The following is a 16,252-nucleotide window of genomic DNA, read 5'->3' as shown; positions in this document are numbered from 1 at the left end:
TCTATGGGAATAGGAATCTTTTGGGTCTTGATGGCCGCTGTTATGCTAGGTTTTTACGCCTTGCCAAGTAAATATGTAAAAAATTACGCTATCGAAAATACCTGGGGTGTTTTTTGGGTACTGGCCATGTTTGTCGTACCTGTTATTTCTGCTTTTGCACTTGTAGATGGGTTAATAGAAACGTATAGCCAAGTATCCTCTTCATTATTTTTACTGATTTTAGGACTGAGTATTCTATGGGGAATCGGGAATTTGTTATGGGGAATAAGTATTTCTAAAATCGGAATGGCTCTGGGTTTTTCACTTTTAATTGGAGTAGGAACCTTGTCTGGCTCTTTGTTGCCATTTTTTATGGGAAGTGCCGACAAAATAGGAACTCCGGGTGGCATGGTGATTCTAGGAGGAATTTTCATCATCATGATCGGAATTATAGCCAACGGAAAAGCGGGATTATTGCGAGAAAAATTTGAAAATAGTGAAGCTGACAAAACCAATATCAACCCAAATAAAATGAGAAACGGAATTATCCTTTGTGTAATTGGCGGAATTTGTGCGGCGGGTTTTAATCTTTCCTATCATGTGGCTGATAATTTGGGACATATTGGTCAAATTTCGCAAGAACAATTTGGTAACCAACCTTGGATTGCTCGTATTGCCGTGATGTTGCCTTCGTTTATAGGTAGCGGAATTGCAACGGTGATCTATTTTAGTAATCAATTATCAAAAAATAATAGTTGGTCTAATTTTAAAGTAGCGGATAGCTCAAAAAATTTAGTTCTTTTATTGGTTATGGCAATTGTATATTGTGCTTCATTAATTATATACGGTTTGGGTGCTTATGAATTAGGGCCTTTGGGAACCTCAGTTGGATTTGCCATTTTTCAAACTGGTTGTATAATGGTTGCCAATCTTTTAGGTTTTTTTACTGGTGAATGGAACAAGGCAGGAGCACAAAGTAAAAATTGGTTGTTTGCAGGATTAACTATAATGTCTATTGGAATTATTGCGGTAGCTTATGGTAATGCCATAGTGTAATTGTTTTACACTTAAATAGGTTTTAACAAAAAAATAAACCTTTAAATAAAATATAAATATTCATATATAAATTTATAGTTTACATATGAAATATATTTCGTAAATTTGAACTTTATTTAATCAACTAAAACTATATTGTATGAAAAACATTAGAAAGCTTTTTGCAATTTTTGTTGCTCTAGGCTCCGTTACTCTTACAGTAGCCCAGCCTAACACGACTCTATCTTTGGAGAAAACAAATGAGCAGGTTACCGATTTGAACGGAATGAGATGGCGATTTAAAATGATGCTTCCGGGTGAAGGGGTAAAAAAAGGTCTGCATAAACTACCAGCAGAGGATATCGAAACCTTGGTATGGAATAATGCAAAAGTTCCTGGTGATGTTTACACCGATTTGTGGAAAGCAGGGGTCATAGATGATCCACATTTTGGTCGTAATAGCGTCAAAGCACAATGGGTACAGCAATATGAGTGGTGGTACGCGTTGCAATTTAGCGTTACCGAGGGCGTAGAAAACCAAGTGGTTGATATAGTTTTTGAAAGTGTCGATTACGGTTGTGAAGTATGGTTAAACGGCCATTATTTAGGTAAACATGAAGGAGTATTTTCACGTTTTTCATTCAATGTAAATGAATACTTGAGAATTCACAAATGGGATTTTCTTAAAGGGAGAAACATGTTAGTAGTAAAGCTTGATACTCCACCTCAAGTAAATGCTTTTGTAGCAGGTAAAAAGACACCATGGTTTGGTGATTACTGGAGAGATATTACTCCAATCGGAATTGTAGGACCTGTGAAAATGGTACGTACTGGAAAAGTTCGTTTTACGGATGTTTATGCTCATACAAAACTAAATAAAAATGGTTCTGCTGACGTCAATATGGAATTAACTGTTGAAAACACTACTAGTCAAGCCAAAGAAATTACATTTGAAGGTTCTCTAAATGGGAAGAACTTCAAAATGAATGAAATGAGATTTGATTTCAAAAAGACCATCGCACCGGGAGTTCACAAGCTGAGTCAAAATGTACATATTAAAGACCCAAAATTATGGTGGCCATGGGATTTAGGTGACCAAAATTTATACCAATCCAAGATTTCTATCAAAGATGGAAATGCAAATCAAGATGTAAAAGAAACTACTTTTGGAATACGTGAAGTGACCTCAAAGTGGAATCCTGGTTTCAAGAAAGATGTTGATGTGACTTTTCCTAGGTCTACTTATATCAACGGAAAATTCCATTTTATTCGTTCTGCTTGTTGGGGTGGACCACCAAATATTTTTGTGGGACGTACTGAAAAAAGTGACTACAAAGAATTGATTCGTTTGGCCAAAGAAATGAATATGAATAACATTCGTATTTTTGGATGGCACCCTCCCGAAGTTCCAGAATTTTATCAATATTGCGACGAAATGGGGATGACGGTTTGGCAGGATATTATTCCGTTGGGTACAGGAAATATACCATCAGATGAGAAAAATTTAGTTAAAATATTTAATGAAGGTGTCAAAGTTGTAGTGGATCGTAGAAACCATCCTTCGTTGATTATGATGGAAGGCGGAGAGGAAATGATGTTTAGAACTCGTGATCCAAAATTTGGGCGTGATTTCTTGGAACGTTTGGGTGATTCCTTAAAAGCGCATGTAGATTTGCCGTATGTTCCAGATTCACCAATGACCGATCCTGTTGGTCAGGCTGCAGGTTTCAAACCAAAAGAAGCGATTCATGCCTTGCGATATTTTTATGATATGGGAGAGTGGTTACATGAAGATTGGTTGCAAACCAAAGCGGATGGTTTTCCAATCGTACCAGAATTTGCAATTACTTCGGTTCCTTCGGTTGAAAGTTTGAAGAAATTTATTCCAGAAAATGAAATGTGGCCTCCAGGATTGAGTTGGGGACATCATTGGGCAGATTTGACTCGTTTGCGTATGCAAAACTGGGATGTTTTTGGTAGCGAAATGAAAGGTTCTCTAGAAGAATTTGTAAATGCCACTCAAGATGCCCAAGGGATTATTTTTCAAAATGGTATTGAACATTTCCGTCGTGATAAACCTAGTTTGAGTGGTATCGCACTTTGTCATTACATCACTTACGGTCCCGATATGAAATGGGGAATTGTAGATAATTATCGCAAGCCAAAAAATTCGTACTATTTTGTACAAAAAGCATATCAGCCACTGTTGGTTAATTTTGAATTTACCAAACGTCGTTGGTCAAACAACGAAGCTTTTAAAGGAAATATTTGGATTATCAATGATTTCTATAAATCATACAAAGATTGCAAAGTTAAATTTGAAGTGAAGGATGATTCTGGAAACATCGTTCTAAACAAGAATTTTGCTGTAAATGCAATTGATGAAAATAGTGCTAAATCATTTTTTGCAATTGATGAAAAAGTGTTGAAAACTGTAAAATCTAAGTTTTTTGTAAATTTAGAACTTACGGATAAAGGTGGAAACGTCATTTCAAAAAATGATTATTTCTTTTTGATTGGAGATCAGGCAGCCGCTTCAAAACGTTTTAAAGAATGGAAACAGGAGCGTTTGGATTTAGAAAATAAAAATGGTGGTTATGGTTCCTATTACCATTATTTCAAAGAATTGGACAGCGACAATACTATACGCTACGAAAGTGGAATACAAACTCCAAAAGCCAAAGGTTTTTAAATTAAAATCCAAATACTAAAAAGGCTTTCCAATTTGATAGCCTTTTTAGTATTTAATAATTTTGTTTTTATAAAATTTTAAAATAAATAAATTTAAATGTAAGATTTTGATTTGTATAGAAGTCTATTAAAATAAAAAAGCGGCTATTAAATTCAATTTTAATAGCCGCTTTTACTTTATTTATAACTTATTAATCTTCCGATTTAAGTTCGTCTTGTTCTTCATCGTCGTTTCCTTTTTCAGCATCATTTAGTCTAATGTATTTACTCGGGATAACCCCAAACTGTTTCTTAAATCATTTAGAAAAATACGAGGCAGTGTTAAAACCAGTCATGTACATGATTTCTTTTACAGAATAATCGCTTTTTTCGAACAGCTGTACGGCTCTTTTTAAACGAATATTTCGAATAAATTCACTTGAAGATAAACCTGTTAACTCCTTGATTTTTAAGTATAAATTGCTTCGGTTGATGTTCATTTCTTTTACCAACATTTCTACACTAAACTCGGTGTCCATCATGTGTTTTTCTACAATATCAATCGCTTGTTTCAAAAAGTTTTCGTCTGATGATGTGATGGTCACTTCATTTGGTTGTAAAGTGATATCACGATTAAAACGTCTTCTCAATTCTTCTCTATGCTTCAGTATATACTTTTTTTTAATTGATTGAAAGTAATTCTTTTGAGTTACTTTAAAAACCATTTTTTATATCAGAATTTTAATTGGTTTGATACATTTGTATTCATAATGCGAATCAAGGGTTGATTTACCTATTTAGGATAAGAATTCGTCTTTTCGAGTCTTTTATTAAAAATGCGATAGCTTTTTAAATAAAATGTATCGAGAACCTCATTTATTGTAGCTTCTCGATACATTTTTTGATAGTAATGCTATCGCATTACTATCAAAAAACACTCGTAGAGACGGATGAAAACCTAAACCCAACGAGGTATTTCAACCCTTGATTCGCGTTCATAATAAATAAAGAAACAATAAGTACTTAAACAATTAATATTAATTAGAAAAAAAGCAGCATAAAAACCTGTTTTTTGACTATTTCCTATAAATAAACTCCTCAAGGATCGAATAGATTTTTGAATTTTGATAGAACTCAATAAAATTCATAAAAAACAAAGAGGCTGCCTCAAATGTATTTTGGGACAGCCTCTTTTCGATAATTAACTAAGTTATTTAAGTAGCTTATTGAATAATAAGTTTTGTAGGTTTATGATTTTCAACAATTATAAAATAAATTCCCTTTTTTAGTTGTGAGATAGGGTAGGTTCCCTCGCTACTTGTTGCGGTTAACTCTAATGTTTTACTTCCTAGAGCATCACTTAAAGTTATCTTATTTCCTTTTTATATTCCAGTAATGGTTATATAATCTTTAGCAGGGTTTGGAGAAACTAATTTTATGTTTATTAGTACGCTTTTTTTATGGGTGTCTATTTTGTATCTAGTCGGTTATATTGCAATTTTGTATTCGGTGGTTGAATTTTGTAAATTAATTAATTATGTTAAAATAAAGAAAATGAAAAAAATCACATTTAGTTGTATTGCCGCTTTTTTGAGTCTAAATGCATTTGCAACCGACTATTATTTTAGCGCAAGCGGAAACGATTCAAACAACGGAAAATCGGTAGAAAAACCATTAAAGAGTTTGAGTAAAGTTGCTTCTATTAACCTCAAAGCAGGTGACAAAGTGCTATTGAAAAAAGGAGATGTCTTTTATGGTGCTGTCGAACTGTCGGCTGTTGCAGGGAAGGAAGGAAAACCAATCCTAATAAGTAGTTACGGACAAGGAACACAGAAACCCGTTATTGATGCCAAAGGCAAACTCAATGGGATTTTAATTGAAGTTATATAACTGTAAAAGATATCGAAATTACCGCCAATGGTGGTGGGGTTGAAAATTATGTTCCCAATACAAGTTACCTGCGTTGTGCGATTTTATTAACAACCAAAAATGATGGGAATTACACAGATATTACTATTGAAAATCTCTACATTCATGATGTTTACTTTGAGGAAAAAGGTTTTAATCGCGGACAAGAAGAAGTGTTAACAGGCAACGGAAATCAAAACTATGGTTGGGGCGTACGAGTGGTAAACAGTCGTGTAAAAGCAATGTTGAATAACATCAGCATCTCCAAATGCTTGGTTGAAAATGTTTCGCATTCTGGAATACGTTTTACAGGGAACCACGGTTTGAGTACTCAAGACAATAAAAACATTCAAAATGTCAAGGTTTTTGATAACAAAGTGCTTCGCGCAGGTGGTCCTGCGATGCAAGCTTCTGTGGTTAAGAATATCGAATTTACAAACAATGAGACCAATTATTCGGGAAGCTTTGATGATTCTCGTAAATGGGGACGAGGTAGCGGACTTTGGGTTTGGGGCTGCTTGGATGCATTAATAGAACACAATAGTTTTAGAAATGCTAATGGACCTGGCGATTCTGCAGGTTGTCATATTGATTTTAACAACAAAAATGTCATTATTCAGTACAATGTTAGCGAAAACAACGTAGGTGGTTTTATCGAAATTTTGGGTAACAACTACAATTGTACCTACCGTTATAATGTGAGTATAAATGATGGTTCTCGTCGTAAAGTAGCCAAGGAAACTCTTGGAGCAGGAACAATGATTGGAATGAATGGTTATGTGGGAGATAAAAAAACACCAGTCGGACCCTTTAATACGTACCTCTACAACAATACTATTTATGTAAAGGAAGGTATTGATCCCGAAGCTGGTTTTAGTAAAACCGTAAGTGGTGTGTTTATTGCCAATAATATCTTTTACCTAGAAGGACATGCCACTTTTGATGAGCGTAAACAATTTAGACCCGAAAGTGGTCCTATTCCAAATGTGGTATTCAAAAATAATTTATATCTAAAAGCAGACAATTGGCCAGATGCATCTAAGGTGATGATTACCGATAATTCGCCAGTGTATGGAGACGCTCAGTTTGCCAATAAAGGAGGTTTAAACAAAGAAGATTATGTTCCGAAAAATAGCGATTTAATCAAAAATAAAGGTATCGATATCGAATTAATCCCTGCAGATACTTATGGAATAAAAGGTGGTTTCAAAGTAAGCACAGATATATTAGGTAATAAAATAAGCGGTTTGCCAGATATGGGAGCGATAGAAATAAAATAATGAATCTTCATGAAAATTACTAAAGATGTTTTAGCGATCTGTGTGCATACGTGCTAGATTTTCTAATCACTTTCTATGTCTTTTCGATTCTCAGTTTTTTCAGTTTTTAAGAATGGGAGCGAAGCTAGTTCCTACTAATTTGTAGAGGGTTGGATACTATTATTCGAAGCAACTAAACTAGGTTTGTAAGCTCTCACTTTTTTGATTTACCGGGTTTGACAATAAGAGCAGTTTTTAATATTTTTAAAATCATTGTATTTTCCCCAAACAGTGTCTAACTATTTGGGGACAGTACAAAATTGCTACTAAAAATATATTTTTCATTTATTTTTTAAATTGTTTTTACCTTTTCGATTTAGCTTTATTTATAAATTCTAACTTTTTATAGTCATTCCCTGGAATCCAAGCAAAATCTTCTGGAGTCCAATCTACTCCAGCAGTCCATGCTTTTCCGCCAAATTCATAGGCACCCAAATCTGGTGCAGTTCCTATAAATCCGTCCTTTATTTTTTTAATTTTATTGGCTTTATCAATTAATGGAGAATCTTTTAAAGGCATAAAAAGAGAACTCTTTTCGATAGAAAATGGCAAAGTAGAAAACTGAACATTGTTTTTGAAATCATTATCTGCTTCCGTTCCTTCAAACTCTTTTTCGTCTACTCTATATTTAGTTCCATCACCAGAATGCCACCACGGGCGTACATCCGAAATATTATTGTACAAGGTATTCTCTGCTACATTGGTTTGGACACCGTCTCTTTTGGGCACCCAACTATCAATTAGGGCTTGTTCAGCCGGACCTACATTCCAAAACGTATTGTTATAGATTTCATTTTTCACGGCATTCCAATTCAAATGCAAGCCGCCCCATTCTATATCCCAAATTACGTTATGATGCACAACATAACCCGCTGCATTGTTGTCAAGATAAATACCTACAGCTTTTTTGCCCGCATGTTTTGCGCCATACGCATCATGAAACCAATTGTGATGTATCTCTACATTTACAGGAATACTTCTTCCGGTGACATAAAACAATCCTCCATCGGCTCCTGAAATCAAACTTTTTTGAACGTGATTATACCCAAACTCGCTATCATCACCCGTAACTTTTACCCCATCACGAGCGGAACCATAGAAGGAGTTTTTTAAAATTTTATTTCTTGCACCGCTACTATTCAGCAGTTGCGCATGAATACCAATAGTATTGAAGTATTGAATGATATTATTTTCGATTTTGTTATCCTCTGCATCTTTACTTATTATGATACCGTTCAAAGTCCCACTTTCTATAATACATTTTTCAATGGTATTATTAGACCCGTTTAAAACTTGAATGGCTGCGTCACTTAATGCCGCACCAGTTAAATTGGTAATCAATTTATCCGATCCGTGTTTGACCATGCAGTTGGTTATTTCATTATGATTTCCTTTGATGGTAATCATTCCGCCAAAAAAATTAAGCTTATTAAAATGAATGTAATCTTTGTTAATTTCGGCCACATTTAAACGAGCAGTAACTTCTACCAAATCATTATTTGGATTTTTACCTTCGGGAGCATAGAAGTAGAGTTCTTTTTTTTTGGTGTCATAATACCATTCTTTTGGTGCATCTAGCGCTTCTAATTTATTCATTAGATAAAAAATGCCTCGATGACCATTCTCTAAACGCATCGGACTATGGGTGTCTCCAAAAGGCCATTCATATGGCAATGTTTCAAAATGAATTCGATGCAAATCCTTGTCATAGTTTGTAATGGTACGTTCCCAACTGCAACCACTATGAGCGCCTAAATAATGAACGGTTGCTCCAGTCCAATCGATATTCGGAATTTCGTTATTACTAATATAAGACATAGAATATGTCCCTTTGGTCATATCGATGTATTTGGCATCCAAAGTATATTCATCATTGTCAGCATCATTTGGCCAACGAGCCAATTGCATTTTTTTCGAATTAAAAAAGACATTATTCCCATCTCCTAATCCTAAATTGACACCCGATTTTTTATAAATATTTCCAGAATATTTTTCCCAACCCGAAACCTGATCGGTTGCCGAAACAATGACAATATCATTTTCGAAAGCGGTAAGCAAAATTGGTTTGGATGCAGAACCTGAATTCTTAGGTATAATATTTTCACGATATGTTCCCTTATGAATGTAGCAAACATCGCCCTTGACCATAATAGAAGTGGCCTGAGATATGGTTTTAAAAGGATTTGATGCGGAACCATTTCCAAGAGATGTATTGGTGCAATCTACATGGTATTCTTTTGCAACAACATTGCATGATATTACAAGGAGCAAAATTAGGATTTGATACGTTTTTTTCATTTTGGATTATATAAAAGAGGTTTAGTTAAAATGCAAATGTTAAGTTTAGGATAATCGAATTATCATCATTACCACAATAGTTTTCAGAATTTCGATGTGTTCCCATAGTATCGCCAGATTGAAACTTTGTTCCAATTAATTAACCTTTAGAAAGGTAATAATTATAATGACTTCCAAATAAGAAATATTATTTATATATGAATACTTCAAATGTATCTAATTAATAATCTTTATGTAACTTTAACCACTCTTTAACAGTAGCTATAACGGTTAAAGTTGTAAATAAAACATTGAAATACAGTTATTTAAATGAAATAAACAAGCTTAACCAAAAACCAAAAGCAAGACCTTGTTAACCAAATAAAGCAAAGTAAAACCTTTAAAAATGCTCCTACAAGTAGTGCTTTACTTCAATATTTATTTGAGGCTACTGAAAATGAAACATCACTTAAAGAAGCTACTATCGATATTGAGTTTTTTGGAGGTTCACAAAGCTCAGATAAAACCAATCCACGTGTACGCGTCAATGTGTACAACTTGCGAAAGAAAATAGTAAGCTATTATGAAGCAGAAGGCAAAGACGAAGTTTATCACTTAATTATTGACAAAGGACAATATCAAGTTCGATTTTATAAAAAAGAAACGGCAGTAAAACGCAAAATAAATTGGGCGGTGGCGATTCCTTATATTGGTTTATTTCTGGCTCTTTTTATTTTTGTTCTAACAAAAATCCCTAATTCAAAACCTGATTTATGGAAATCTTTTTTAGACAATAGTACGATTACTAATTTGTTTATAGGTGACCATTTTGGAATCACAGGCAACACAATAACAAACGGAAAAGGTTGGACTAGAGATTTCGATATAAATAGTCAAAAAGAATTTTATCAGCTTATTGATAAATATCCCAACTTAAAAGACCAAATCACCCCTTCTGATTATTCGTATAGCACCAAAATGGGGGTTTTGGCAACCCAGCAGTTGGAGCGTTTTTATCGAAATTACGATCACGACTTCACCATTCGTTTTACCACTCAAAGTTCGATTGTTGATATTAAGGAAGGGAACTCCATTTATGTAGGCCCAACGAAAAATAACAGCCCATTCATTCCGTTTTTTAATGAAGCGAATCCTTATTTCAAACTAAAAGAGGATGTTTTGTACTTTTCCAATCATCCTAGTTTGGGGAGCAAGCGGTTTGATTTGAATTCGCTCAAAGACACGGTCGAATATGCAATTGTTTCAAAATATCCCACTACAAATAACACTGAACATTTTGTGTTTTTCTCCCAACATGATATTGGTGTAAGTGCCACAGTGGAATATTTCACCAATCCTGAAAATATGGAGGTGTTTTCGAACCGTTACCTTAAAGGCAAAAAATACTTTACAGCTGTTTTTAAAGTCAAAGGACAAAACCGCACCAACACTAATATAAAACTAGAAATGGCCGTACCTTTTTAAAGATACGACCATTTTTATTAGTTTATTTTACTGCTATTACTTTGCTTTTGAATATACACGGTAAGGTTTTGCGTTTCCGGGAGGTATAATTTTGATGGATTCTATTTCCATTTCTGATGGCAATATGAAGGCATTTAAGATTACTTCTTTACCGTACTCTGGTGGAATTGGAATTTTTATAGCCAAAGTTTGGAATTCAGTATTTTCTTTTTTCACTACGTAGGTGTCAATTTCGTTTCCTAACATTGTTAACTTCAAAGTAGCTTCGTTTGTTTTTAATTTCATATTAACCTCAGCATCCCAAGTATTGACATAAAAACCAGGATCTGTAAAAATCATTTTAAATTCTATTCCAGAATCCTCTTTTTTAGATTTAGGATTTGCTGTTTTCAAGAAGCTTTTGTCATCATAAATAGCATCCCAAGTTTTGAATCTATTAGGATCTTTAGCATTAAAATAGGCCGATTTGTTGTCCACATTTACTTCTGGAACCACACCAGCTTTTAGTGTTACTTTTCCTTTAGCTAAAATCTTTTCAGAAGAATTACCTACCATGATTTCAAATTTTCCATCGCTTACTTCAAAACGTTTGTTGCCTACATTGTAGTAATTGAAGGCTGCATAGGGTACATTTAAAGTTGCATTTTTAGTTTCTCCCGCTTTAAGATGGATTCTCTCAAATCCTTTTAAAGATTTTATTGGTGCTAGTTTATTTTTACTTAAATCTCTGATATACAGCTGTACAACTTCATCACCATCGATTTTCCCAGAATTGGTTACGCTTACAGAAACAGCAACGCTTTCATTGACAGCCACCGTTTTTTTATCTAATTTTAGATCTTTAATATCAAAAGAGGTATAACTCAAACCATATCCAAATGGGTATAAAGGCTTGTTCTTGAAAACATGTACGTACGTCCTTTTCTAAGGTCATAATCGTGTATGTTTGGCAAATCATTATCCGACTCGTACCAAGTCGAGTTTAATTTTCCACCTGGATTGTATTTTCCCCAAAGTACATTGGCAATTGCCGTTCCTTGCTCTTGACCGTTTGGCCACGCACAAATTATTCCGGGAACCTCTTTCTGAGAAGGTCCAATCGTGGTAGCTCCACTCGGAATCAAAACAACTACTGTATTTTTGTTTACTTTCAAAACGGCTTCAATCAATCTTTGTTGCGCACCAGGTAATGCTAAGGTTAAACGGTCTGTATTTTCGGTGGATGTTTTTTCATCATTTCCAACAAAAATTATAGCAACCTCAGATTTTTTGGCCGCTTCAACTGCTTCTTTAATTTTTGCTTCATCAAATGGTTCAATAATTCCGCAACCTTCAGCATAATTAATTTGTGCTGTAGTGCTATTTTTTATTCCAGCCAACGGACTGATTTTACTTTTAGGAAATCCAGAATAAATTCCCAACCAAGCTTGGTTTGCAAATGGACCTAAAACAGCAATTGATTTTACATCTTTTTTAAGGGGTAAAATATTGTCATTTTTTAATAAAACAATGGCTTGCTCTGCTGCTTTGAGTGCCAATTTTTTATGCGTGTCGCTTTCTAAAACAGATTGCGGTATTTTTGAATATGGATTTAGTTCTGGTTTATCAAAATCACCGGTTAAAAAACGCATTCTCAAAAGTCGAGCTACAGATACATCAAGTTCAGCCTCTGTAAGTAACCCTTGCTCAATTGCAGGTTTTAAATGTTATACCATTAGTGATGCCTTAGGTCGAAAACATTCCTGATCGGTACCCGATTTTATAGATAAAGCGGATGCCTCAGGAAATGATTTAACATATTTTTGATTGTTGAACATACCCGAAGCCGCATTCCAATCGGCCACTACATAGCCTTTAAATCCCCATTCATTTCTTAAAACATCAGTTAATAACCATTTACTTCCAGAACTAGGCACTCCATTCAACCCATTTAGTGCTGACATAATTCCACCAGCTTCTTCATCGGCAATACAGGTTCTATAGGCAGGCATATAGAATTCTCTCAAATCTTTTTCGCTGATATTAGATTGAATACGCTCTCTGTTTTTTTCAACATTATTTGCAATAAAGTGTTTGACCGTAGTTACTGTTTTTAGGTATTTTTTGTCATTTCCTTGCATTCCTCTAATGTACATTCGAGCCATTTCAGACATTAAAAACGGATCTTCGCTATAACATTCTTCGTTGCGTCCCCATCTAGGATCTCTTCCTAAATTTACCGTTGGCGAAAACATCATTACCTCTTTTTGTCCTGCATTTTTTAAAGCACGTGCTTCGTTTGAAATAGCGGTAGCCACATCAAACATCAAGTTTGGATTCCAAGTGGCACCCATGGCAATGTTTTGCGGAAAAGACGTGCAATTCCATGCAATAACACCGTGCAATGCTTCGCCATACCAGATATAAGCAGGGATACCCAATCGTTCTATAGCGGGAATATCAGAACTGCATTGACTAATTTTTTCTTCGAGAGTCATTTTGGATAATAAATCTTTGACTCTATCTTCAGTAGGAGCATTTGGATTTTTCCAAGTTTGCGCATTGCTTCCAGCAGAAAAGAGGAAAAGCGCAACAATAATTTTGCTTAGTTGATTCATAATTTATTTATGTGATTTTTTGATTGGTTTGTAATCTAGTCCATTTAATTTGAAAGTTATTGCCTTTTAGCTACAACGCTAAATTGTAAACTGATTAGACTATAATAGTTGAAATTCATGGTTGGTATGTTTTAGTTATTTCACTACAAGGATAGTCGTTCCATTTTGATTGAATATCATAAAACAACTCAAAAACTGTTGCAATCACTGTAACTTTAACCGTTAAAATGATAGCTTAAATCATTAATAAACAGAGTGTTAATTCAAATGACTATAGACTTCAAGATGTAGGCTTCCTTTCTTTCTAAAAAAACCTTATTTTTGACCTTATGATGTCCGAAAAAGAAAAAACAGCTATACAAGATGCCTTGGAGAGAATAGGAAAACATTCTCTGTTTGTCAATTCTTCTGTGTACACAAGGCTTTTGAATTATTTGGTCGAAAAAGCACTTATTAACGAAGATGTAAAAGAGTTTACAATTGGTTTGGATCTTTTTTCGAAAAATTATAGTCTTGACAAAAATGATAGTACTGTTCGTTCGTATGTATATAATTTACGAAAAAAATTAGACGAATTTTATTCCAAAGAAGGAGCTGATGAATCCATTATTTTTAAAATAAACAAAGGACAGTACAATTTAAATTTCATTAGTCAAGAAACATTTTCGAAACAAAAAAAGACATCTAAAGGTACCGTTACCATTTCGCTTCAATACCTCAAACTGGTCGGACTAGCAATAATTATAATTGGAATAATAATAAGAGCAGGATTTTATTTCGCTAATAAACCCGCCTCTCTTTGGGAGCCTTATTTTGAGTCGAATGCAAAAAACTTGGTGATAGTTTCAGATCAGTATGTAGTGCATGAAAAGCTTAGCGATGGTAGGGTCCATGGTGTAATCTACGCCAATATAAATAACGCAAATGAGTTTGTTGAGTATACAACTACAACACCAAACAATAACCTGCAAATGACGGATTACACTTTGATGTCCAAAATGGCACCCTATTGTATTAAATCTATTGCAAACTGGTTTTCGGACTATAAAAGAGATTTTGATCTAAAGCTAGAAAGCGAGCTCAATTATGACGATATTACTCAAAATAACATCTTGTTTATTGGCCAGTTCAAAACCATGAACATGTCTAAGACTTTCTTTTTGAAAGACAGTAAAGCTTTCAAAATATTTAATGATGGCTTTGAATATAGTGCAAACGGAAAGACCACTTTATATGATACACCACAAAGTAAAAACAACAAAAAAGAGTATGCGATGGTTTCGCGTACTAGTTTGAGCAAAGGAAAAACGGCTCTATATTTTGTGTCCAATAATGATATTGGTGTGATGGCTACGGTTAAGCAATTCACAGACAAAGAATATTTAGATAATTTTCAAAAACTGTTAGGAAATGACACCAAATATTTTAACGCCTTGTTTGAAGTCAGCGGATTGCAACGTATCGATGTAAGTTGTAAAATGGTAGCGCTTGAGGTTTTGAATTAAATCTTTGCGTTTCGTTGAATTTTTTTTAACTGTCTGAAGAAATCAATTGTTATTCAGTGTTTTACATGCTACTAGCTTTGATTTTAAGTGCAGAAGCTTCTTCCCAAAGTTTTTTCCTTTGACGGCTATTTTAAATTCGCATCAGGTTAGTTCCGGTTTAAACCATTTTTTCGACTTAAATAAGTTTCTGAAATACTTTTCTTTTTTCACGCAACGATTACCATCTTCCTGAGTATCTAAAATACGTATTTCAGCTGTATAGCTTCCGGTAATGATTAAAAGCGTGTAGCTGCGCAGTTTTGTTTTAGGTAAAAATTGGTTTAGGGGTAATTCTCTTACTATATTTAACATGTTTCGGTTGCCTTTAAAATCGTACTTCCATGTAATGCTAGATCTCTGTTTCCTTATTAATCGGTCATGACCAATCACATTATGTTTACTTTTTTTGACTGTTATGACTTTATATTTGGAGTAGTATTTTATAATTATTACATGTAATAACGTCTTGATTTTTATTGTTGTAAATTTTACATAGTAATTACTTTTTTCAATTGTTTGTAGTTGTGGAAAACCGTCCTAATCGAATTAGCCAAAGGAAGTATTAAAGGTAATTTTTGATAGTTTATGCAAAAAAAAAACATAAAAGTATGGTATTTCCTCTTAGCTCTGGTCGCAGCGGCATCCTTTGCTTTTTTTCTTTAAAAAAGCAAAAATATAGCGTAGAACAGGAACCGAATTCACAAAAAGGACGAATTTTTCTGCTCCTGAAAAAGCACTAAAATTTAGATATTGTTTAAAAACAAAAAACCCGTTTAAAAAGAATTAAACGGGTTCGATTTATAAAGATTAGCTTCTTGTTAAGCTCCGTTTCCAAAAGCGACAAACAAAATACCGACAACCATGCACGCTAGTCCTAGGTAAAGAAAATTTCTAGCTTTGGCAGAGGCGTTAATCCATTCTTTGGTTACAATTCCACTAGTTATGGCGGTCACCACACAAGAAGTATTGAAAATAGCATAACCAACCGTATTTCCGCTATTTCCAAGTTTGAAAGCTGCGAAAGCAAACAAAGCAGAAGCTGCGTAATGAAAAACGGCCATTACCAAAATCAAGAAAAAGTTTTTGCTAAAAGATGGCGTTTTGAAGTCGTTCCAAGCTTTTTTGGCAGACAGTTGCCATACAAAATAAGCAGTCATAACCAAACCACCACTGATGAAGATTGGGAACATAACGGCTACGGCTGTAATCCAATCGGCGTTTCCTTGCGCTTGGCAAGCATCATGTAAGTACGGGCGACCCACTGCATTGGCATAGCTGAAACCAGTTGCCAATAAACCACCAATAACGGCGATAAGGATTCCGGTCGTCATTGATTTAGAATCGGTACTCTCTTCTTTTTTCTCAGCGCTTTCTCTGGCGTATCCTGCTTTTCCGTTGGCGAAAATTCCAATCAAAACAATGAATAAACCGACAATAA

Annotated in this window: 12 protein-coding genes and 1 pseudogene; 6 read left to right on the top strand and 7 right to left on the bottom strand. The window is 34.4% G+C overall.

From position 1 onward, the window contains the following. Positions 1 to 3: 3 nt before the first annotated feature. Together M2326_RS08160 and M2326_RS08155 are read left to right on the top strand one after the other, a co-directional pair. Positions 4 to 1,035 carry an L-rhamnose/proton symporter RhaT gene (locus M2326_RS08160; RefSeq protein ID WP_264619071.1) on the top strand — a complete coding sequence of 344 codons (1,032 nt, stop codon included), beginning with the start codon at positions 4 to 6 and terminating at the stop codon, positions 1,033 to 1,035. Positions 1,036 to 1,174: 139 nt separating this feature from the next. Continuing rightward, a complete protein-coding gene (locus M2326_RS08155; protein WP_264619070.1) occupies positions 1,175 to 3,706 on the top strand; it encodes a glycoside hydrolase family 2 protein in 2,532 nt (843 codons plus the stop codon). 190 nt (positions 3,707 to 3,896) lie between these two features. Here M2326_RS08155 and M2326_RS08150 read toward each other — a convergent pair. Together M2326_RS08150 and M2326_RS17590 are read right to left on the bottom strand one after the other, a co-directional pair. Then, positions 3,897 to 4,370 (bottom strand): annotated as a pseudogene (locus tag M2326_RS08150) (helix-turn-helix domain-containing protein); the annotation flags it as partial. A 537-nt stretch (positions 4,371 to 4,907) separates the two neighbouring features. After that, the gene (locus M2326_RS17590) at positions 4,908 to 5,054 is read right to left on the bottom strand and encodes a T9SS type A sorting domain-containing protein (RefSeq protein ID WP_413603265.1); all 147 of its coding nucleotides are present in this window, start codon (positions 5,052 to 5,054) and stop codon (positions 4,908 to 4,910) included. A 184-nt stretch (positions 5,055 to 5,238) separates the two neighbouring features. Here M2326_RS17590 and M2326_RS08145 point away from each other — a divergent pair, with 184 nt between their 5' ends. Further along, a complete protein-coding gene (locus M2326_RS08145) occupies positions 5,239 to 5,574 on the top strand; it encodes a hypothetical protein (protein ID WP_264619069.1) in 336 nt (111 codons plus the stop codon). 191 nt (positions 5,575 to 5,765) lie between these two features. Next, positions 5,766 to 6,872, top strand: a complete 1,107-nt coding sequence (locus M2326_RS08140; protein WP_264619068.1) for a right-handed parallel beta-helix repeat-containing protein — start codon at positions 5,766 to 5,768, stop codon at positions 6,870 to 6,872. Between the two features lie 342 nt (positions 6,873 to 7,214). On the opposite strand, the gene M2326_RS08135 is transcribed toward M2326_RS08140, so the two are convergent. Further along, entirely contained in the window at positions 7,215 to 9,209 is a 1,995-nt protein-coding gene (locus M2326_RS08135; protein WP_264619067.1) for a right-handed parallel beta-helix repeat-containing protein, read from the bottom strand. 537 nt (positions 9,210 to 9,746) lie between these two features. On the opposite strand from M2326_RS08135, the gene M2326_RS08130 reads away from it, so the two are divergent. After that, positions 9,747 to 10,673: a hypothetical protein gene (locus M2326_RS08130; protein ID WP_264619066.1), complete on the top strand. Its 927-nt coding sequence runs from the start codon at positions 9,747 to 9,749 to the stop codon at positions 10,671 to 10,673. 36 nt (positions 10,674 to 10,709) lie between these two features. On the opposite strand, the gene M2326_RS08125 is transcribed toward M2326_RS08130, so the two are convergent. The 3 genes from M2326_RS08125 to M2326_RS08115 form a co-directional block, all read right to left on the bottom strand. After that, positions 10,710 to 11,540, bottom strand: a complete 831-nt coding sequence (locus M2326_RS08125; RefSeq protein WP_264619065.1) for a fibronectin type III-like domain-contianing protein — start codon at positions 11,538 to 11,540, stop codon at positions 10,710 to 10,712. Then, positions 11,537 to 12,304 (bottom strand): glycoside hydrolase family 3 protein, encoded by a 768-nt coding sequence (locus M2326_RS08120; protein ID WP_264619064.1) that lies wholly within the window; start codon positions 12,302 to 12,304, stop codon positions 11,537 to 11,539. Before M2326_RS08120 ends, M2326_RS08125 begins: the two co-directional genes overlap by 4 nt. A 75-nt stretch (positions 12,305 to 12,379) precedes the next feature. Continuing rightward, positions 12,380 to 13,270 carry a glycoside hydrolase family 3 protein gene (locus M2326_RS08115; RefSeq protein ID WP_264619063.1) on the bottom strand — a complete coding sequence of 297 codons (891 nt, stop codon included), beginning with the start codon at positions 13,268 to 13,270 and terminating at the stop codon, positions 12,380 to 12,382. A gap of 329 nt (positions 13,271 to 13,599) precedes the next feature. On the opposite strand from M2326_RS08115, the gene M2326_RS08110 reads away from it, so the two are divergent. Beyond that, on the top strand, positions 13,600 to 14,775 hold the full coding sequence (locus M2326_RS08110) for a hypothetical protein (RefSeq protein ID WP_264619062.1): 1,176 nt from the start codon (positions 13,600 to 13,602) through the stop codon (positions 14,773 to 14,775). 857 nt (positions 14,776 to 15,632) lie between these two features. Here M2326_RS08110 and M2326_RS08105 read toward each other — a convergent pair. Further along, a partial coding sequence (locus tag M2326_RS08105) for an L-rhamnose/proton symporter RhaT (RefSeq protein WP_319800829.1) occupies positions 15,633 to 16,252 on the bottom strand: 620 nt, incomplete at its 5' end.

Source organism: Flavobacterium psychraerolatum, assembly GCF_025960985.1.
Classification (GTDB): domain Bacteria; phylum Bacteroidota; class Bacteroidia; order Flavobacteriales; family Flavobacteriaceae; genus Flavobacterium.
This window is presented reverse-complemented; position numbering and strand designations above follow the sequence as displayed.

Coding starts and splice junctions, on each gene's coding strand:
- M2326_RS08160 (WP_264619071.1), top strand. CDS start 4: ATGGGAATAGGAATCTTTTGGGTCTTGATGGCCGCTGTTATGCTAGGT.
- M2326_RS08110 (WP_264619062.1), top strand. CDS start 13,600: ATGATGTCCGAAAAAGAAAAAACAGCTATACAAGATGCCTTGGAGAGA.
- M2326_RS08145 (WP_264619069.1), top strand. CDS start 5,239: ATGAAAAAAATCACATTTAGTTGTATTGCCGCTTTTTTGAGTCTAAAT.
- M2326_RS08115 (WP_264619063.1), bottom strand. CDS start 13,270: ATGAATCAACTAAGCAAAATTATTGTTGCGCTTTTCCTCTTTTCTGCT.
- M2326_RS08120 (WP_264619064.1), bottom strand. CDS start 12,304: ATGCGTTTTTTAACCGGTGATTTTGATAAACCAGAACTAAATCCATAT.
- M2326_RS08155 (WP_264619070.1), top strand. CDS start 1,175: ATGAAAAACATTAGAAAGCTTTTTGCAATTTTTGTTGCTCTAGGCTCC.
- M2326_RS08135 (WP_264619067.1), bottom strand. CDS start 9,209: ATGAAAAAAACGTATCAAATCCTAATTTTGCTCCTTGTAATATCATGC.